Here is a 17865-nt window from a genome sequence, read left to right as displayed (position 1 = left end):
CATGACCGATGCGCACTACATGGCGCGCGCGCTGGAACTGGCGCGGCGCGGACAATATACCACCACTCCGAATCCTAACGTCGGCTGCGTTATCGTGCGCGACGGCGAGATCGTGGGCGAAGGCTGGCATCAGCGCGCCGGTGAACCGCACGCGGAAGTGCACGCGCTGCGCATGGCCGGTGACCACGCACGCGGTGCGACCGCCTATGTCACGCTGGAACCCTGCAGCCATCACGGTCGGACGCCGCCGTGCTGCGATGCGCTGATTGCCGCCGGCGTCAGCCGGGTGGTCGCGGCGATGCAGGATCCTAATCCGCAGGTGGCCGGGCGCGGCTTGTATCGTTTACAGCAGGCCGGCATCGACGTGAGTCACGGCCTGATGATGAACGAAGCGGAAGCACTCAATCGCGGTTTTCTCAAACGCATGCGTACCGGTTTTCCGTGGATTCAGCTCAAACTGGGTGCCTCGCTGGATGGCCGTACCGCCATGGCCAGCGGCGAAAGCCAGTGGATCACTTCCGCAGCGGCAAGGCGCGATGTGCAACGTTTACGTGCCCGCAGTTCAGCTATTCTTACCACCAGTGCCACCGTGCTGGCGGACAATCCGTCGCTGACGGTGCGCTGGGATGAACTGAGCGAGACCGTGCGCCAGCAGCTGGATGAGAGCCAGCTGCGTCAGCCGGTGCGGGTGGTGATCGACAGCCAGCAGCGCGTGACGCCGCAGCACCGTTTGATCGCCCAGCCCGGCGAAACCTGGCTGATGCGCACGGAGGCTGATGCACAAAGCTGGCCGCCGGGCGTGAGTCAGATTGAGGTGCCGCCGCGCGGTGAGCAGCTCGATCTGGTGGCGATGATGATGCTGCTCGGTCAGCGTCAGATCAACAGCGTGTGGGTCGAGGCCGGTGCCGGTCTGGCCGGTGCGCTGCTACAGGCCGGCCTGGTGGATGAACTGATCGTTTATCTGGCGCCGAAACTGCTGGGTAACGCCGCGCGCGGCCTGTGTGCGCTGCCGGGACTGGAAACGCTGGCCGATGCGCCAGCGCTGAATTTTAGCGACGTGCGCCAGGTTGGCGACGATTTACGGCTGACCCTGACACCACGCTGAGCATGCACGGAAAAGCCTGAGCGCGTTGCCGAAGAGTATGATAGAATCCGCCCCCTTCTGCGGGGCCATAAAACAAACACCCAAAGGATATGTATGAAAGTTATCGAAGCTGCTGTTGCCACGCCTGATGCCAAGATTGCCATCGTAATCGCGCGTTTTAACAATTTCATCAATGACAGCCTGCTGGACGGTGCAGTTGACGCGCTGAAGCGTATTGGCCAGGTCAAAGCGGAAAACATCACCGTGGTCTGGGTACCGGGCGCTTACGAGCTGCCGCTGGCGGCACGCGCCCTGGCGAAAACCGGCAAGCACGACGCGATCGTTGCACTGGGCACGGTGATCCGTGGCGGTACCGCACACTTCGAATACGTGGCGGGTGAAGCCAGCTCCGGCATCGCTCACGTAGCGATGAACAGCGAAATTCCGGTGACCTTCGGCGTCCTGACCACCGAGAACATCGAGCAGGCGATTGAACGCGCCGGCACCAAAGCGGGTAACAAAGGCGCCGAAGCGGCCCTGACCGCACTTGAAATGATTAACGTATTGAAAGCCATCAAAGCCTGATTTTTGTAAGGGGAATTTTGTGAAACCTGCTGCTCGTCGTCGCGCCCGTGAGTGCGCTGTCCAGGCGCTTTACTCCTGGCAGTTGTCTAACAACGACATTGCCGATGTGGAATACCAGTTTCTGGCGGAACAAGACGTCAAAGACGTCGATATTAGCTATTTCCGCGAACTGCTGGCCGGTGTGGCGACCAACAGCGCGTTCCTGGACGGCCTGATGAAGCCTTACCTGTCGCGCCAGCTGGAAGAGCTGGGCCAGGTAGAAAAAGCCATCCTGCGCATTTCGCTCTATGAACTGAGCAAGCGTGACGATGTGCCGTACAAAGTGGCGATCAACGAAGGTATCGAACTGGCTAAAGTGTTTGGTGCTGAAGACAGCCATAAATTTGTTAACGGCGTGCTGGATAAAGCCGCTCCGCAAATTCGACCGAACAAAAAATAAGTGCAAAAGGCCGGCTCACCGGCCTTTTTTCATTGAGACCTGACTTATGTCCTGTGGTGAATTCGAACTGATCGCACGTTATTTTAACCGCGTCACCAGCTCCCGCCGCGATGTGGAGAAGGGAATTGGTGACGACTGCGCGTTGCTTAACGTGCCGGAAAAACAGACGCTGGCCATCAGCACCGATACGCTGGTGGCGGGCGTGCATTTCTTACGTGATATCCATCCGGCCGATCTCGGTTACAAAGCGCTGGCGGTTAACCTGAGCGACCTGGCGGCGATGGGCGCCGATCCGGCATGGTTAACGCTGGCGTTAACCCTGCCCGAAGTGGATGAGCCGTGGCTGGCGGCGTTCAGCGACAGCCTGTTTGAGCTGCTGGATTATTACGATATGCAGCTGATCGGCGGCGATACCACGCGCGGGCCGCTCAGCCTGACGCTGGGCATTCATGGCCTGGTGCCGGCCGGCCGTGCGCTGAAGCGCGCCGGGGCCAAACCGGGTGACTGGATTTTTGTCACCGGCACGCTGGGCGACAGCGCTGCTGGTCTGTCGCTGCTGCAGCACCATCATCGCCTCAACGATCCGGCGGTGCATGAAGTGCTGATCAAGCGCCATCTGCGCCCGATGCCGCGTGTGCTGCAGGGCCAGGCGCTGCGCAATCTGGCGACATCAGCCATCGATCTGTCCGATGGCCTGATCTCCGATCTCGGCCACATTCTCACCGCCAGCCGCGTCGGTGCCCGCATCAATCTGGATGCGCTGCCGCTGTCGGCTGCGTTGCGCGATCACTTTGAGCCTGAGCAGGTGCTGCGCTGGGCGCTGAGCGGGGGTGAAGATTATGAGCTGTGCTTTACCGTGCCGGAAGTCAATCGTGGTGCACTGGATGTGGCGCTGGGCCATCTTGGCGTGGCGTATACCTGCATCGGCCAGATCGCGCCGGAAGCAGAAGGGCTGACGCTGCTGGAGAACGGCAAGCCGCGCAGTTTCCATCACAAGGGATTTGATCACTTTGACGCTAAATAAAGATGTGGCTAAAAGCCGTCTGCGCATGGCCAATCCGTGGCACCTGCTGGCGACCGGTTTTGGCAGCGGCCTGAGCCCGATTATGCCCGGCACCGCCGGTTCAATTGCCGCCATTCCCTTCTGGTGGCTGATGACGCTGCTGCCGCTGCAGCTGTATTCGCTGCTGGTGCTGATTGGCATTAGCGTGGGTGTCTACCTGTGTCACCGCACCGCGCGTGATATGGGCGTGCACGACCATGGCAGCATCGTGTGGGATGAGTTCATCGGCATGTGGATTACGCTGATGGCGATACCGGCGATGAGCTGGCAATGGGTGCTGGCCGGCTTTGTGATTTTCCGTATTTTCGACATGTGGAAGCCGTGGCCGATTCGCTGGTTCGACCGTAACGTGCACGGCGGCATGGGCATTATGGTCGATGACATTATCGCCGGGGTCATTTCAGCGGCGATTTTGTATGGGTTAGGGCTGGTGCTTTAATGCGCCAGGTGCGCATGAATGCGCACCCTACAGAAAGCGTTGCCAGGAATGCCTAGCCCACAGCAGGTCGCCATGCATGCATTGCCTGTGACATCAGGTCGCCCTGAAGGCGACCTGACTGGACCGTTACTCGAATCCCACCACCGGATGCGGTTGATAGACGCTCTCCAGCTCGGCGATATCGGTTGAACTCAGCTCCACGTCGACGGCTTTCACCAGCTCGGCAAACTGCTGCTCGCGCGAGGCACCAATAATCGGCGCGGTAACCACCGGCTTATGCAGCAGCCACGCCAGCGCCACCTGCGCGCGCGTCACGCCTTTGTCCGCAGCCACCGTTGCCAGCCGTTGCGCAATGGCCGCGTCATTCTCTTCGGTGCCGGTATAGAGTTTTTCCATTACGTTATCCGACACCGAACGCGCAGTGGTTTCTCCCCACGGACGCGTCAGCTTACCGCGCGCCAGCGGGCTCCACGGCAGCACCGCGATGCCTTCGCGCTGGCACAGCGGATGCATCTCCTTCTCTTCTTCGCGCTGAATCAGGTTGTACTGATCCTGCATACTGACAAAACGCGCCCAGCCATGCTGCTGCTGTAACTGCAGCGCCTGCGCAAACTGGGTGGCATGCATCGAGGAAGCCCCGATGTAACGCGCTTTGCCTGACCGCACTACCTGATCGAGCGCTTCCAGCGTCTCTTCAATCGGCGTGGCGTAATCCCAGCGATGAATCTGCAGCAGATCGACATACTCCATACCAAGCCGCGTCAGGCTGTCATCAATCGACTGCAGAATATTGGTGCGCGACAGCCCCTGCGACAGGTTGCTCAGCGGAAAGTAGACTTTGGTCGCCACCACCACCCGATCGCGCTGCGCATAATCTTTGAGCGCGCGGCCGAGGATCTCCTCACTGCTGCCATCGGAGTAGCTGTTAGCGGTGTCGAAGAAGTTGATGCCCGCGTCCAGCGCCTGCTTAATCAGCGGTCGGCTGCTCTCTTCCGGCAGCGTCCAGGCGTGATTACCGCGCAGCGGATCGCCATAGGTCATACAGCCTAAACAGAGACGTGAAACCTGCAGATCGGTCTGGCCTAAACGAACGGTTTTCATGAAGGGCTCCTGCTCTTATGCGTGGGGTTTTACCCTCAAGCATAGCAGCAGGAGCGGGGAAGGGCGGTTACTGCGCCAGCCAGGCGGCGATTTGCTGCTGGATGCCTGCGGCGTCCAGCTGATAATCCTGACGCACTTCTTCCTGCGTTCCCTGCGGAATGAACTCATCCGGCAGGCCGAGGTTAAGCACCGGCACGCGCAGGCGTTTCGCCATCACGTATTCGTTGACGCCGCTGCCGGCACCGCCTTTGATCGCGCCTTCTTCCAGCGTAATCAGCGCGTCGTGGCTGGCCGCCAGTTCGCTAATCAGGGCTTCATCCAGCGGCTTAACAAAGCGCATGTCGACCAGCGTGGCGTTGAGCGCGTCGGCGGCGGCCTGCGCTTCCGGCAGCAGAGTACCAAAGTTGAGGATGGCCAGCTGCTCGCCGCGACGCCGGATGACCCCTTTGCCAAGCGGCAGGCTGGCCAGCGGTTCCAGCGTGGCGCCGGTACCGGTGCCGCGCGGATAGCGCACCGCGCTCGGGCCATCCTGATAGTGGTAGCCGGTGTAAAGCATCTGGCGGCACTCGTTTTCATCGCTTGGCGTCATGATCACCATGCCCGGCACGCAGCGCAGATAGGCGATATCAAACGCCCCCTGGTGCGTCTGGCCGTCGGCACCCACGATACCGCCGCGATCGATAGCAAACAGTACCGGCAATTGCTGAATTGCCACGTCGTGAATCACCTGGTCGTAGGCGCGCTGCAGGAAGGTGGAGTAAATCGCCACCACCGGCTTATAACCGCCGATGGCCATGCCCGCGGCGAACGTCACCGCATGCTGCTCGGCGATCGCCACGTCAAAATACTGCTGCGGATAATCACGCGAGTAGCTCACCATGCCGGAGCCTTCGCGCATGGCCGGCGTCACCGCCATCAGCCGCGCATCGTCGGCGGCCATCTCGCTCAGCCAGTTACCAAAAATTTTCGAGTAGCTCGGCAGGCCCGGCGCGCTTTTCGGCAGCGAGCCGCTGGCCGGATCGAATTTTGGCACCGCGTGCCAGGTAATCGGATCTTCTTCCGCCGGCGCGTAGCCCTTGCCCTTTTTGGTCATGATGTGCAGGAACTGCGGCCCTTTCAGATCGCGCATATTCTTCAGCGTGCTGACCAGCGTCAGCACATCGTGACCGTCGACCGGACCGATATAGTTAAAGCCCAGCTCCTCAAACAGCGTGCCCGGCACCACCATGCCTTTCAGGTGCTCTTCAGTGCGCTTCACCAGCTCTTTGATCGGCGGCAGGCCGCCCAGCACGCGTTTGCCGCCTTCGCGCAGGCGTGAATAGGTTTTTCCCGAGAGAATCTGCGCCAGGCGATTGTTCAGCGCACCCACGTTCTCAGAGATCGACATCTCGTTGTCGTTGAGGATCACCAGCATGTCCGGCTTGATATCACCGGCGTGGTTCATGGCTTCAAACGCCATGCCCGCGGTAATCGCGCCGTCGCCAATGATACAGGCGGTACGGCGACCTTTGCCTTCGCGTTCGGCGGCCACGGCCATGCCGAGACCGGCACTGATGGACGTCGACGAGTGGCCCACGCTCAGCACGTCATATTCGCTTTCGCCGCGCCACGGGAACGGGTGCAGGCCATTTTTCTGGCGGATAGTGCCGATACGGTCGCGGCGGCCGGTCAGAATCTTGTGCGGATAGGCCTGATGGCCGACGTCCCACACCAGATGGTCAAACGGGGTGTTGTACACATAATGCAACGCGACGGTCAGCTCGACGACGCCCAGACCCGAAGCAAAGTGGCCGGACGAGCGGCTCACGCTGTCCAGCAGATACTGACGCAGCTCGTCACACAGGTCCGGAAGTTTTTCTTTAGGCAGTAAACGTAATTCCTGAACCGTGCCTGCTAACGCCAGTGTCGGGTATTTTGCAATATCAAAACTCATCAGAGACTCATTATATAAGTTATTTATCGCGTTCAATTATAAAGCTGGCCAGCGCCTGCAGAGCGGACGTGTCATACGACTGTGCCGCCAGCACCTCCAGCGCGCCCAGTGCTTCGCGATAGAGATCCTGCGCTTTGGCCCGCGCGTTATCCAGTCCCAGCAGCGCCGGGTAAGTGCTTTTCCCCAGCGCCTGATCGGCTCCCTGGGTTTTGCCCAGAACGGCGGTATCGCCGACCACATCGAGGATGTCATCCTGCACCTGAAACGCCAGTCCGATGGCGTTGGCGTAGATATCCAGCTGCGGCAGCGCATCGCGGCCCGCTGCACCCGCAGTGAGGGCGCCGAGACGCACGGCGGCGCGGATCAGCGCGCCGGTTTTGTGGCGATGGATCTGCTCCAGCTGGTTCAGGTCCACGGATTGGCCTTCGGCGGCTAAATCCAGCGCCTGGCCACCGCACATGCCGGCCACGCCGCTGGCCTGCGCCAGTTCGGAAATCATGGCAATGCGATCCTGCGGGCTTACGCCGGGCATCGGCTGGTCCGCAAGAATGGTAAACGCCAGGGTTTGCAGGGCATCGCCGGCCAGAATCGCCGTGTCTTCGCCATATTTGATATGGCAGGTTGGCTGCCCGCGACGTAACGCATCGTCGTCCATCGCCGGCAGGTCATCATGAATCAATGAGTAAGCGTGAATGCACTCCACCGCTGCGGCGGGGGCATCCAGGCTGGCCGCCTCGGCGCGCAGCATCTCGCCAGTGGCATACACCAGAAACGGGCGCAGGCGCTTACCGCCCAATAGTGCCCCATATTGCATGGCGTTCACCAGAGGAGAACTCTGAAAAGGAAGTGGATCTATTAAGCGCGTCAACGCCTGGTTCACGCGCTCATGGTAGGCACGCTGCAGTTGCACGAAATCCATTACTCATTTTCCGGCGTGAAAGGGGCGAGCGGGGCGTCTTTGTCGTCGCTCAGCAGAATCTGCACGCGCTGTTCCGCCGCCTGCAGGGTTTGCTGGCCGCTGCGTGCCAGCTGTACGCCGCGCTCGAATTCATTCAGCGCCTCTTCCAGCGGCAGTTCGCCACTCTCCAGACGGCTGACAATCTGTTCCAGCTGCTGCAGTGCGTTTTCAAAACTCACGGGCGCTTCGGCTTTTTTCGGCATAATCAGTGTCGACTCACAGGTTGGGACATTATGTTGCAATCGGTCATGGTAGCCGACGGGCATTGATTAGCAAAATAATCAATGCGGCGAAGGTTGCTTACAGCAGTCACCCGACAAAGGTGATATACTTGCGCGCCTCGGATGCGGTGGCTGATGCCAACCCGCAATTATATGATTTTACCAGCTAAGTGTTGATGATTTTAGCACTTATTTGCCCAACGAAGCTGTGTCGCCATGAAGTTTATCATCAAGCTCTTCCCTGAAATCACCATCAAAAGTCAGTCGGTGCGCCTGCGCTTTATCAAAATTCTGACCGGTAACATCCGTAATACCCTGCGCACCCTCGACGAAGAGATCGCCGTGGTGCGCCACTGGGATCACATCGAAGTGCGCGCGAAGAAGGAAGCGCTGCGTGCCACCGTCACGGAAGAGCTGACGCGCATTCCCGGTATCCACCATGTGCTGGCGGTCGAAGACCGCGCCTATACCGACATGCACGATATCTTCGAGCAGACGCTGGCGCTCAACCGCGAGCGGCTGGAAGGCAAGAGCTTCTGCGTGCGCGTAAAGCGTCGCGGCAAGCACAGCTTTAGCTCGCAGGATGTGGAGCGCTACGTCGGCGGCGGTCTCAATCAGCACATTGAAAGCGCGCGCGTGCAGCTGAATCACCCGGATGTGACGGTGAATCTGGAGATTGAAGACGATCGTCTGCTGCTGATTACCGGCCGCTATGAAGGCCTGGGCGGCTTCCCGATCGGCACCCAGGAAGATGTGCTGTCGCTGATTTCCGGCGGCTTTGACTCCGGCGTCTCCAGCTATATGCTGATGCGCCGCGGCTGTCGTGTGCACTACTGCTTCTTTAACCTCGGCGGCGCGGCGCATGAAATCGGCGTGCGTCAGGTGGCGCACTATCTGTGGCAGCGTTTTGGCCGTTCACATCGCGTGCGTTTTGTCGCCATCAATTTTGAGCCGGTGGTGGGCGAGATTCTGGAAAAAGTTGATGACGGCCAGATGGGCGTGGTGCTGAAGCGCATGATGGTGCGTGCGGCGTCAATGGTGGCTGAGCGTTACGGCGTGCAGGCGCTGGTGACCGGTGAGGCGCTGGGCCAGGTCTCCAGCCAGACGCTGACTAACCTGCGTTTGATTGATAACGCGTCCGACACGCTGATTCTGCGCCCGCTGATCTCGCACGATAAAGAGCACATCATCAATATTGCGCGTCAGATCGGCACCGAAGACTTTGCCCGCACCATGCCGGAGTACTGCGGCGTGATTTCGAAAAGCCCCACGGTGAAAGCGGTGAAGGCGAAGATCGAAGCCGAAGAGCAGAACTTCGATTTCGACATTCTGCAGCGCGTGGTGCAGGAAGCCAGCAACGTCGATATCCGTGAAATCGCGGAGCAGACGAAAGAAGAAGTGGTGGAAGTGGAAACCGTGGCGTCATTCAGCGGCAACGATGTGGTGCTGGATATCCGTTCGATTGATGAACAGGACGACAAGCCGCTGGCGCTGACCGGCGTGGAAGTGAAATCGCTGCCATTCTATAAGCTGAGCTCTCAGTTCGGCGATCTCGATCAGAGCAGAACCTGGTTGCTGTACTGCGATCGCGGCGTGATGAGCCGGTTGCAGGCGTTGTATCTGCATGAGCAGGGCTTTAAGAACGTGAAGGTGTACCGTCCGTAACCGCGGCGGGAGTTAAGCCTGGCGCGCCTGATTTCGGGTGTACGGGCAAAAACCGGTGCGCAGGAATGCGCCCCCTGTAATCACCGCGACGAATAAAACTGTGCGCTGATCTCGTGGGGTCGCCATTGATGGCGACCTTTTTTACGCGCGCTCTTCAAATTCCTGATAATTATAAATCCCTGCCGCCAGCACCAGCTGTGACGCGACTTCACGCGCTTGCTCTTTATCCACCAGCAGATCAATCAGCTTCAGGGCAAAATCGATCGCCGTGCCCGGCCCCTGGCTGGTCAGCAGATTAACGCGCGGATCCCACACCACGCGGCGCTCCATCCATTTTTCTTCCGGAATGGTGTGCTTCAGGCCGGGAAAACCGGTCATATTGCCCACGGGAAACAGGTCATGCGGCACCAGTACCGTGCCCGGCGCGGCACAGATCGCCGCGACAATTTTGCCTGACAGATGACACTGGCGTACCGTCTCCACCAGCAGCGGGCTGTCGCGGAAGGTTTCAGCGCCTTTGAGGCCGCCCGGCAGGACGATGGCGGCAAAATCGTTATCCGCCACTTCAACCAGCGGTGCGTCAGCCAGCAGGCGTACGCCGCGGGAGCAGACAATCTCGCGCGTGCCGTCGCTCTCCACGCTGGCGGTGGTCACCTTCAGGCCGGCGCGGACCAGCAGGTCGATAGTGGTGACCGCTTCGGTCTCTTCACTGCCATGGGCCAGGCAAACCAGCACTGATGCGTTCGCGCTCATATTGGGACTCCTTGCGTTTAATCAGGTCGTACAGGCGGGTATTTTCCGGCAGCGCGATCCCCTGCGCACGGGCGCGGCGCAGCAGGTAGCCGGTAATGTAATCAATTTCAGTCTGACGCTGCGCACGCACATCCTGCAGCATCGAGGAGACGTTGGCGGCGGTGCTGTCGATGACGTCGTAAATAATGTCGCGCAGGTTATCCAGCGCAATGTGCTGGCCCTCGCGCTCCATCACCCAGGCCAGCTCCTCGCACAGCCGGTTAATCTGTTCCGGCCAGGCGCGCAGCGCACCGTTCTGGCAGTCGTGCTCAACCGTCAGTGTGTTGATCACGCAGTTAACTGCCAGCTTGCGCCAGCTGGCAGACGCGATGTTATCGTGCCACGCCACGTCCGGCAGTGCCTGATGCAGAATATCGGCGATATCGCTCAGCGCCGCGCTTTCGCGGCTGGCAGGCCCGATGTGGGTGATGCCCTGCGCGACATGCTTAATCACCGTGCCGTCGCGCATCGCCGCGTGCGTGGTGATGCCGCGCAGCAGCGGCTGCTGCACTTCTTTGAGCTCTTCGATGGTACCCATGCCGTTGTGCAGCAGCAGGATCGGCGCGTGGCGCGGTAGCACGCTTTGCAGGTTTTTCACCGCAGGGGAAACCTGTGGCGCTTTCAGGGTCACCAGTAGCAGCTGGCTTTCAGCCAGAAACAGCGGATCGTTAGCGATGAAGGTGTGATTGCTGACGTGGCCCTGCGGATCGACCACGTTGACCGAACAGTACGGCTGCGGTACGCGCAGCCAGCCCTGAACGTCATGTCCCTGGCGTGCAAGGGCCGCGAGCCAGATTTGCCCCAGGGCGCCGCAACCCAACACGGTAATTTTCATTATGCCTCCCGCTGGCGGGTGGGTGAATGGGTGTCACACCCTTAATTATAGCTTTCCGCGTCGCGTGTTTTATTAGCGCGACAAGACGCGTATTATGCATGTCACTTTAGTATCAGGAGAAGAAAAGATGCCATCTTTCGATATCGTTTCCGAAGTCGAACTGCCGGAAGTGCGTAATGCGGTGGAGAATGCCAACCGTGAGATCTCAACCCGTTTCGATTTCCGCAACGTGAGCGCCAGCTTTGAGCTCAACGAAAAGAATGAGACCATCAAAGTCACCAGCGAATCGGATTTTCAGGTGAAGCAGCTGGTGGATATTCTGCGTGAAAAGCTGCTGAAGCGCGGCATTGAAGGCGCAGCGATTGAAGTACCGGAAGAGATTGTGCACAGCGGTAAAAGCTGGAGCGTTGAAGCGAAGCTGAAAAAAGGCATCGAAAGCGATGTCGCGAAGAAAATCGTTAAGCTGATCAAAGACAGCAAACTGAAAGTGCAGACACAGATTCAGGGTGAAGAGCTGCGCGTCACCGGTAAATCCCGCGACGATCTGCAGGGTGCGATGGCGCTGGTGCGCGGTGGCAACCTGGGTCAGCCGTTCCAGTTCAAAAACTTCCGCGATTAATCCCCTCTGTCGCGTGCCGCACGACGATACAGCGTGCTGCGCGCGACCCCCAGCGCCTGCGCCGCTTTACTGATATTGCCGTCATAGCGCAGCAGCGTTTCACTGATCAGCTGTTCATCGTGGCGTTCGCGCAGCGGCGGTGCCGGCGGGCGGCGATACTCTGCCGGCAGGTGACTTTCCGTCAGCGTTTCGCCCTCATCGGCGAGCGCCAGCAGCACGCGCAGCAGACTGCGTAGCTGGCGCACATTGCCCGGCCATGACTGCTGCGCCAGCGCTGTCAGCAGCGCCGGAGACAGCTGTACGCCACGCTGCGCGGCCCCCAGCTCCTGCCATAAATCGCGGATAAACCCGGCGACGTTCGGCCAGGCGCGCAGTGGCGGAAGGGTCAGGGCGAACTCCTGCAGACGATAGAGCAAATCCTCACGAAATTCGCCAGCGGCCACGCGCTGGGCCAGATCGCGATGCGTGGCGCAAATCACGGCAAAATTCACCGGCCAGCTGCGACTGGAGCCGAGTGGCGCCACCTCTTTTTCCTGCAGCACGCGCAGCAAACGGGTCTGCAGCGTCAGCGGCATATCACCGATTTCATCCAGAAACAGCACGCCGCCATCTGCTTCGCGAATTTTGCCGATGTAGCCATTTTTACTGGCGCCGGTAAATGCGCCGGACTGGTAGCCAAACAGTTCGGATTCAATCAGTGCTTCGGGGATGGCGGCACAGTTGATGGCGACAAACTTGCCCGTGCGCCAGCGGCTTTGCTGGTGCAGCGCGCGGCTGACATACTCCTTGCCGCTGCCGGTTTCACCATAAATGCACAGCGAAACGCCGGCATCCAGCAAGCGCAGCATTTTTGCGCCGTCAGCTCCCAGCACGCGCGGCAGGTCATGCGTGCGACTGTCCGGCACGCTGACGTGGCTGCGCTGCGGCGCGCGCAGGCGGAACCAGTAGCGCTGCGTGCCAATGTCGACCGCGGCGGGAACGCTGTTGGCCTGCTGCTGCAGTTGCGGAAACAGCTGCTGAAACGTCAGGCTGGCAAAGCGGTCGGCGCTGAGAGCCAGTTCGCGCATCGCCAGCCGGTTGGCTGCGGTCAGCACATTGTCAGAGAATACCAGCAGCAGTTCATCACTGGTGTCGATGCCCTGCGGCTGCGGATGCAGACTGAGCAGCCACTGCTGCGGATGCAGGCTCTGCTTCACCCACAGGTACTCGATCTGCTTTGCCGCTGCTTTCACCCGGTTCAGGGTATGCGGATGCGGAAAGTGTGCCGGACCCGAGATATCCAGCACGCCGGCTATCTGGCCGTTGGGCATCTGCAACGGCATTGCGGCGCAGTACAGACCCTGGTTGCGCGTCAGGAAATGCTGCTGACCATCAATTTCACAGCCGTCATCAATCGCCAGCGCGGTGCCAATCGCATTGGTGCCGCGTCCGCATTCACTCCACAGATTACCGGGTGCCAGGGCAAAGCGCTGGGCTTTCTCCAGCGCCTGCATATCGCCAAAGGTGTTCAGCACCAGCCCGCTGGCATCGGACAGGATCACCACCGACTGCGTCTCCGCCATCTGCTGCGCCAGCTGGCGGATGACCGGCTGCGCAAACTGCTGCAGCCCGGCGTTGCTGGCCAGCACATCGGCCAGCTCGCCCTGACGCACGCGCGGGAAATCGTCGGCGCTGCGCTCTAATCCATACAGCTGGCTGCGGAACCAGGAGTCGCTTAACAGCGGGTTAGCGTGCACGGCAGACGCGGCTGAATTTCCCTGCATGAGTGACCTCAGAACGGCGTGTAAGTGTTGCAACATTGTAGCGTTAGGGTTTCCGCACTGTTGCGATACGCAACACAGATACCGCGTTTGTCCTAGAGGGCTGACAGGTTTGCTGGCCGGGCATGATTTTATTTGATTGATAAATAATGCATTTATTGCTTTTGCGCCTGATGAGAAAAAACTGGCACGCGTGCTGCAATCACCAACACAGGCAGTTGCGCTGCCTGTTCAGACCCTCTGACCTGATAATAAGGAGTTTGCGATGCGTTATGCACATCCCGGCACGTCCGGCGCGCTGGTCTCTTTCCAGGCGACCTACGGCAACTATATCGCCGGCAACTTCACCGAGCCGCTGAGCGGCCAGTACTTTATGAACACCTCGCCGGTAGACGGCAGCGATATCGCTCAGTTCCCGCGCTCCGACGCGCGCGACATTGATCTGGCGCTGGATGCCGCGCATCAGGCCGCCGATGCGTGGGGCAAAACCAGCGTACAGCAGCGCGCCAACCTGCTGCTGCAGGTGGCCGATCGCATGGAAGCCAGTCTCGAGAAGCTGGCGGTAGCGGAGAGCTGGGATAACGGCAAACCGATTCGCGAGACGCTCAACGCCGATCTGCCGCTGGCGGTCGACCATTTTCGCTACTTTGCCGGCTGCCTGCGCGCGCAGGAGGGCAGCACCGCCGAGATCGACGAAACCACGGTGGCCTATCACTTCCACGAGCCGCTGGGCGTAGTCGGACAGATCATCCCGTGGAATTTCCCGCTGCTCATGGCGGCGTGGAAGCTGGCACCGGCGCTGGCCGCCGGTAACTGCGTGGTGCTGAAACCGGCTGAGCAGACGCCGCTTGGTATTACGCTGCTGATGGAGCTGATTGGCGATCTGTTCCCACCGGGCGTACTGAATGTGGTGCAGGGCTTTGGCCGCGAAGCCGGCGAAGCGCTGGCCACCAGCAAGCGCATCGCTAAAATTGCCTTTACCGGATCCACGCCGGTCGGGCGGCATATCATGGCCTGTGCGGCGGAGAACATCATTCCCTGCACCGTCGAGCTGGGCGGCAAATCACCTAACATCTACTTCGCGGATGTGATGTCGGGCGAAGAGGCGTTCATCGAGAAAGCGGTCGAGGGGCTGGTGCTGGGCTTCTTTAATCAGGGCGAAGTTTGTACCTGTCCATCGCGCGCGTTGATTCATGAATCGATCTACCAGCCCTTCATGGAGCGGGTGCTGGCGAAGGTTGCCACCATTCGCCGTGGCGATCCGCTCGATACCGACACCATGATCGGTGCTCAGGCTTCCCGCCAGCAATTCGACAAAATCCTGTCCTATATCAACATCGCCCGTGAAGAAGGCGGTCAGATTCTGACAGGGGGCGAGCGTGCGCATATCGCCGCGGAGCTGGATAACGGATTCTATATCCAGCCCACCCTGATCAAGGGCAGCAACCAGATGCGCTGTTTCCAGGAGGAGATTTTTGGGCCAGTGATTGGCGTCACCACATTCCACGATGAGGCAGAGGCGCTCGCGATCGCCAATGAAACCCAGTTTGGCCTGGGCGCGGGCGTGTGGACGCGCGATACCAATCTGGCGTATCGCATGGGCCGCGGCATTAAAGCCGGTCGCGTCTGGACCAACTGCTATCACATCTATCCCGCCCATGCGGCATTCGGTGGCTACAAGCAGTCGGGCGTCGGGCGTGAGACCCACAAAATGGCGCTCAGCGCCTATCAGCAAACCAAAAATCTGCTGGTCAGCTATGGCACAGCGCCACTGGGGCTGTTCTGAGTCTGCATCCGTTCAAATGGAGAGTGAAAGATGAATATGCAAATCAAAACCACCATGAAAGCCGCGATTGTGAAGGCGTTTGGTGAACCGCTGGTGATTGAGCAGGTGCCGGTGCCGTCCGTTGGGCCAGGACAGATTCTGGTGAAAATCGCCGCCACCGGCGTGTGCCACACCGACCTGCACGCCGCCGAAGGCGACTGGCCGATCAAGCCCAATCCGCCGTTTATTCCCGGCCATGAAGGCGTCGGGCAGGTGGTGGCCATTGGCGAAGGGGTGAAACATCTCAAACTGGGCGATCGCGTCGGGGTACCGTGGCTCTACTCGGCGTGTGGTCACTGCGAGCACTGCCTCGACAGCTGGGAAACGCTGTGTCTGTCGCAGCAGAATGCCGGCTATTCGGTCAACGGCAGCTTTGCCGAGTACTGCCTGGCGGATGCCAACTACGTCGGCATCATTCCGGATAACGTTGAGTTTAATGAAGTGGCACCGATTCTGTGTGCTGGCGTAACCGTCTATAAAGGCCTGAAGATGACCGATACCAAACCGGGTGACTGGGTGGTGGTTTCCGGCATCGGCGGCCTGGGGCACATGGCTATTCAGTATGCGGTGGCGATGGGGCTCAACGTGGCGGCGGTCGACATCGACGACGATAAGCTGGCATTTGCCAAACGGCTCGGTGCCAGCGTGGTTGCCAATGCGAAGCAGGTCGATCCGGCGAAAGTGTTCCAGGAGAGTTTTGGCGGTGCGCACGGCGTGCTGGTGACGGCGGTTTCGCCAAAAGCGTTTGAACAGGCGATCGGCACGCTGCGTCGCGGCGGCACCATGGTGCTTAACGGCCTGCCGCCGGGGAAATTCGATCTCTCGATCTTCGACATGGTGCTGGATGGCATTACGGTGCGCGGCTCAATTGTCGGCACGCGTAAAGATCTGCAGGAGGCGCTGGATTTTGCCGGTCGCCATAAGGTGAAAGCGAATGTCGCGGTTGAGCCGCTGACTAACATCAACGATATCTTTGCGCGCATGCACGCCGGCAAAATTGAAGGGCGTATTGTGGTGGATATGTCGCTGTAACGTCGCTGAGCGGACCGCGTGGAGCCAGATCATCGCGGTCCGCTGAGGCTAAATCATTAACTGCTGGCGAGCAGCGCCTCCAGCTCCACGCGGCTCGTCACTTTGCTGTCAATTTTAATGTAGGCGCTTTTCTCTTCCGGCACGATAAACACTGACGCCACGCCGGGCTGCGCGCGCAGCCGCTTCTCCAGATTCGGTACTGCCAGCACCGCATCACTCAGCACCAGGCGCAGGCTGCTGACGTACGGCGGCTCCTGCATCGACATGGCGACAAACAGCCACGCCGCAGCCACTATCGCGCCGACCAGAAACACCGTTTGCGCATCGAAGTGGCCGAAAATCCAGCCGCCCAGGCTGCCGCCAATCGCGACGCCAATAAACTGGCTGGTGGAATAAATTCCCATGGCCGTACCTTTGTAGCCCGCCGGCGACTCTTTGCTGATCAGCGACGGCAGAATCGCTTCCATCAGGTTAAAGGCGAGGAAAAACAGCTGCACGCCAATCACCAGCGTCCAGAAATGGCCCGCGGCGCCCCACAGTACAATTTCCGCGATGATGATCAGCGCCACGCAGCCGACAAACACCCGCTTCATGCGGCGCTTTACCTCGGCATAGATAATAAACGGCACCACGGCGACAAACGCCACCAGCATGGTCACCAGATACACTTTCCAGTGTTCAGCCGCCGGGAAGCCCGCCTGTTCAAACTGGCCCGGCAGCGCGACGAAGCTCGACATCAGCAAAATGTGCAGACAGAGAATGCCGATATTCAGCTTCAGCAATTTGGGATTGGCCAGCACTGCGCGAATGCTGCCTTTGACCATGCCGGATTCGCGGTTCAGCACGTGGCCCGGCGCATTGGGCACTACCAGCAGGGTGATCACGATACCCAGGCTGGCGAGCAGGGCAATCATCCAGAACAGCGCGTGCAGACCCAGCGCGTGCGTGACAATCGGGCCGACCACCATGGCAATCGCAAAGGTAACGCCGAAGCTGATGCCGATAAACGCCATCGCTTTGGTGCGGTTCTGTTCACGGGTCAGGTCTGACAGCAGCGCCATCACCGCCGCGGCAATGGCACCGGATCCTTGCAGCGCGCGACCAAGGATAATGCCCCAGATGGAGGTGCTGGTGGCGGCAATAAGGCTACCAAGCACAAACAGCAGCAGGCCACCGACAATCAGCGGCTTGCGGCCGATACGGTCGGACAGCAGACCAAAGGGGATCTGAAACACGGCCTGCGCCAGACCATAAATACCAATTGCCAGACCGATTAACGTTTCGCTGGCGCCCTGTAAAGCCATACCGTAAGTGGTCAGTACCGGCAGGACCATAAACATTCCCAGCATGCGCAGGGAAAAAACTGTGCCTAAACCCCATGTTGCCCGAAGCTCAACTGGTGTCATTCTATTATCGTTCATTCCAACCTCTGTAAGTTTATGCCCCTGGGACTTCAGGTTGCAGCGGCACAGGTTGCGCGCCCTTATCTGCGACCCGGCTCACCGGGACATGCA

17 protein-coding genes are annotated in these 17865 nt (G+C 59.8%); 9 read left to right on the top strand and 8 right to left on the bottom strand.

Annotated features, from left to right (window positions below; genetic code table 11):
* Position 1 precedes the first annotated feature (1 nt).
* From ribD to pgpA, 5 genes are all read left to right on the top strand, one after another.
* Positions 2-1105, top strand: coding sequence for a bifunctional diaminohydroxyphosphoribosylaminopyrimidine deaminase/5-amino-6-(5-phosphoribosylamino)uracil reductase RibD (gene ribD, locus C1Y43_RS17760; protein ID WP_058769382.1), 1104 nt, complete (start codon positions 2-4; stop codon positions 1103-1105).
* Positions 1106-1198: 93 nt separating this feature from the next.
* Positions 1199-1669, top strand: a complete 471-nt coding sequence (ribE, locus tag C1Y43_RS17755; RefSeq protein ID WP_058769383.1) for a 6,7-dimethyl-8-ribityllumazine synthase — start codon at positions 1199-1201, stop codon at positions 1667-1669.
* A gap of 19 nt (positions 1670-1688) precedes the next feature.
* A complete protein-coding gene (nusB, locus tag C1Y43_RS17750; RefSeq protein WP_031279648.1) occupies positions 1689-2108 on the top strand; it encodes a transcription antitermination factor NusB in 420 nt (139 codons plus the stop codon).
* 46 nt (positions 2109-2154) lie between these two features.
* The gene (gene thiL, locus C1Y43_RS17745) at positions 2155-3132 is read left to right on the top strand and encodes a thiamine-phosphate kinase (protein WP_021507164.1); all 978 of its coding nucleotides are present in this window, start codon (positions 2155-2157) and stop codon (positions 3130-3132) included.
* A complete protein-coding gene (gene pgpA, locus C1Y43_RS17740) occupies positions 3119-3610 on the top strand; it encodes a phosphatidylglycerophosphatase A (RefSeq protein ID WP_021507165.1) in 492 nt (163 codons plus the stop codon). Before thiL ends, pgpA begins: the two co-directional genes overlap by 14 nt.
* Positions 3611-3736: 126 nt before the next feature.
* Here pgpA and C1Y43_RS17735 read toward each other — a convergent pair whose 3' ends face one another.
* The 4 genes from C1Y43_RS17735 to xseB all read right to left on the bottom strand — a co-directional run bounded on the left by C1Y43_RS17735 (position 3737) and on the right by xseB (position 7805).
* Positions 3737-4711: an aldo/keto reductase gene (locus C1Y43_RS17735; protein WP_021507166.1), complete on the bottom strand. Its 975-nt coding sequence runs from the start codon at positions 4709-4711 to the stop codon at positions 3737-3739.
* Between the two features lie 67 nt (positions 4712-4778).
* Positions 4779-6644, bottom strand: a complete 1866-nt coding sequence (dxs, locus tag C1Y43_RS17730; protein WP_021507167.1) for a 1-deoxy-D-xylulose-5-phosphate synthase — start codon at positions 6642-6644, stop codon at positions 4779-4781.
* Between the two features lie 19 nt (positions 6645-6663).
* Positions 6664-7563 carry a (2E,6E)-farnesyl diphosphate synthase gene (ispA, locus tag C1Y43_RS17725; RefSeq protein WP_021507168.1) on the bottom strand — a complete coding sequence of 300 codons (900 nt, stop codon included), beginning with the start codon at positions 7561-7563 and terminating at the stop codon, positions 6664-6666.
* Positions 7563-7805: an exodeoxyribonuclease VII small subunit gene (gene xseB / locus C1Y43_RS17720; RefSeq protein ID WP_058757966.1), complete on the bottom strand. Its 243-nt coding sequence runs from the start codon at positions 7803-7805 to the stop codon at positions 7563-7565. Before xseB ends, ispA begins: the two co-directional genes overlap by 1 nt.
* 234 nt (positions 7806-8039) lie before the next feature.
* Between xseB and thiI the strand changes: the two genes are divergently transcribed.
* Complete coding sequence (gene thiI, locus C1Y43_RS17715; RefSeq protein ID WP_104189112.1) at positions 8040-9488, top strand: tRNA uracil 4-sulfurtransferase ThiI; 1449 nt, start codon at positions 8040-8042, stop codon at positions 9486-9488.
* A gap of 141 nt (positions 9489-9629) precedes the next feature.
* Here thiI and yajL read toward each other — a convergent pair whose 3' ends face one another.
* Complete coding sequence (gene yajL, locus C1Y43_RS17710) at positions 9630-10241, bottom strand: protein deglycase YajL (RefSeq protein ID WP_058781215.1); 612 nt, start codon at positions 10239-10241, stop codon at positions 9630-9632.
* Positions 10195-11115 (bottom strand): 2-dehydropantoate 2-reductase, encoded by a 921-nt coding sequence (gene panE, locus C1Y43_RS17705; protein ID WP_058757963.1) that lies wholly within the window; start codon positions 11113-11115, stop codon positions 10195-10197. Before panE ends, yajL begins: the two co-directional genes overlap by 47 nt.
* Positions 11116-11242: 127 nt before the next feature.
* Between panE and C1Y43_RS17700 the strand changes: the two genes are divergently transcribed.
* Positions 11243-11734, top strand: coding sequence for a YajQ family cyclic di-GMP-binding protein (locus C1Y43_RS17700; RefSeq protein ID WP_021507173.1), 492 nt, complete (start codon positions 11243-11245; stop codon positions 11732-11734).
* On the opposite strand, the gene C1Y43_RS17695 is transcribed toward C1Y43_RS17700, so the two are convergent.
* The gene (locus C1Y43_RS17695; RefSeq protein ID WP_104189110.1) at positions 11731-13497 is read right to left on the bottom strand and encodes a sigma-54-dependent Fis family transcriptional regulator; all 1767 of its coding nucleotides are present in this window, start codon (positions 13495-13497) and stop codon (positions 11731-11733) included. The genes C1Y43_RS17700 and C1Y43_RS17695 overlap by 4 nt on opposite strands.
* Before the next feature lie 262 nt (positions 13498-13759).
* Here C1Y43_RS17695 and C1Y43_RS17690 point away from each other — a divergent pair, with 262 nt between their 5' ends.
* Complete coding sequence (locus tag C1Y43_RS17690; RefSeq protein ID WP_104189108.1) at positions 13760-15280, top strand: aldehyde dehydrogenase family protein; 1521 nt, start codon at positions 13760-13762, stop codon at positions 15278-15280.
* A gap of 30 nt (positions 15281-15310) precedes the next feature.
* A complete protein-coding gene (gene adhP / locus C1Y43_RS17685; RefSeq protein WP_021507176.1) occupies positions 15311-16351 on the top strand; it encodes an alcohol dehydrogenase AdhP in 1041 nt (346 codons plus the stop codon).
* A gap of 56 nt (positions 16352-16407) precedes the next feature.
* Here adhP and C1Y43_RS17680 read toward each other — a convergent pair whose 3' ends face one another.
* Entirely contained in the window at positions 16408-17772 is a 1365-nt protein-coding gene (locus tag C1Y43_RS17680) for an MFS transporter (protein WP_031279651.1), read from the bottom strand.
* Positions 17773-17865: the final 93 nt, after the last annotated feature.

Origin of the sequence: Pantoea sp. ICBG 828 (assembly GCF_002928355.1) — a bacterium.
Taxonomy (GTDB): domain Bacteria; phylum Pseudomonadota; class Gammaproteobacteria; order Enterobacterales; family Enterobacteriaceae; genus Pantoea; species Pantoea dispersa.
Note: the sequence above shows the minus strand (reverse complement) of the source record. Positions and strands in the feature narration are given on the sequence as shown.

Coding starts and splice junctions, on each gene's coding strand:
- ribD (WP_058769382.1), top strand. CDS start 2: ATGACCGATGCGCACTACATGGCGCGCGCGCTGGAACTGGCGCGGCGC.
- ribE (WP_058769383.1), top strand. CDS start 1,199: ATGAAAGTTATCGAAGCTGCTGTTGCCACGCCTGATGCCAAGATTGCC.
- thiL (WP_021507164.1), top strand. CDS start 2,155: ATGTCCTGTGGTGAATTCGAACTGATCGCACGTTATTTTAACCGCGTC.
- C1Y43_RS17735 (WP_021507166.1), bottom strand. CDS start 4,711: ATGAAAACCGTTCGTTTAGGCCAGACCGATCTGCAGGTTTCACGTCTC.
- dxs (WP_021507167.1), bottom strand. CDS start 6,644: ATGAGTTTTGATATTGCAAAATACCCGACACTGGCGTTAGCAGGCACG.
- ispA (WP_021507168.1), bottom strand. CDS start 7,563: ATGGATTTCGTGCAACTGCAGCGTGCCTACCATGAGCGCGTGAACCAG.
- xseB (WP_058757966.1), bottom strand. CDS start 7,805: ATGCCGAAAAAAGCCGAAGCGCCCGTGAGTTTTGAAAACGCACTGCAG.
- thiI (WP_104189112.1), top strand. CDS start 8,040: ATGAAGTTTATCATCAAGCTCTTCCCTGAAATCACCATCAAAAGTCAG.
- yajL (WP_058781215.1), bottom strand. CDS start 10,241: ATGAGCGCGAACGCATCAGTGCTGGTTTGCCTGGCCCATGGCAGTGAA.
- panE (WP_058757963.1), bottom strand. CDS start 11,115: ATGAAAATTACCGTGTTGGGTTGCGGCGCCCTGGGGCAAATCTGGCTC.
- C1Y43_RS17700 (WP_021507173.1), top strand. CDS start 11,243: ATGCCATCTTTCGATATCGTTTCCGAAGTCGAACTGCCGGAAGTGCGT.
- C1Y43_RS17695 (WP_104189110.1), bottom strand. CDS start 13,497: ATGCAGGGAAATTCAGCCGCGTCTGCCGTGCACGCTAACCCGCTGTTA.
- C1Y43_RS17690 (WP_104189108.1), top strand. CDS start 13,760: ATGCGTTATGCACATCCCGGCACGTCCGGCGCGCTGGTCTCTTTCCAG.
- adhP (WP_021507176.1), top strand. CDS start 15,311: ATGAATATGCAAATCAAAACCACCATGAAAGCCGCGATTGTGAAGGCG.
- C1Y43_RS17680 (WP_031279651.1), bottom strand. CDS start 17,772: ATGAACGATAATAGAATGACACCAGTTGAGCTTCGGGCAACATGGGGT.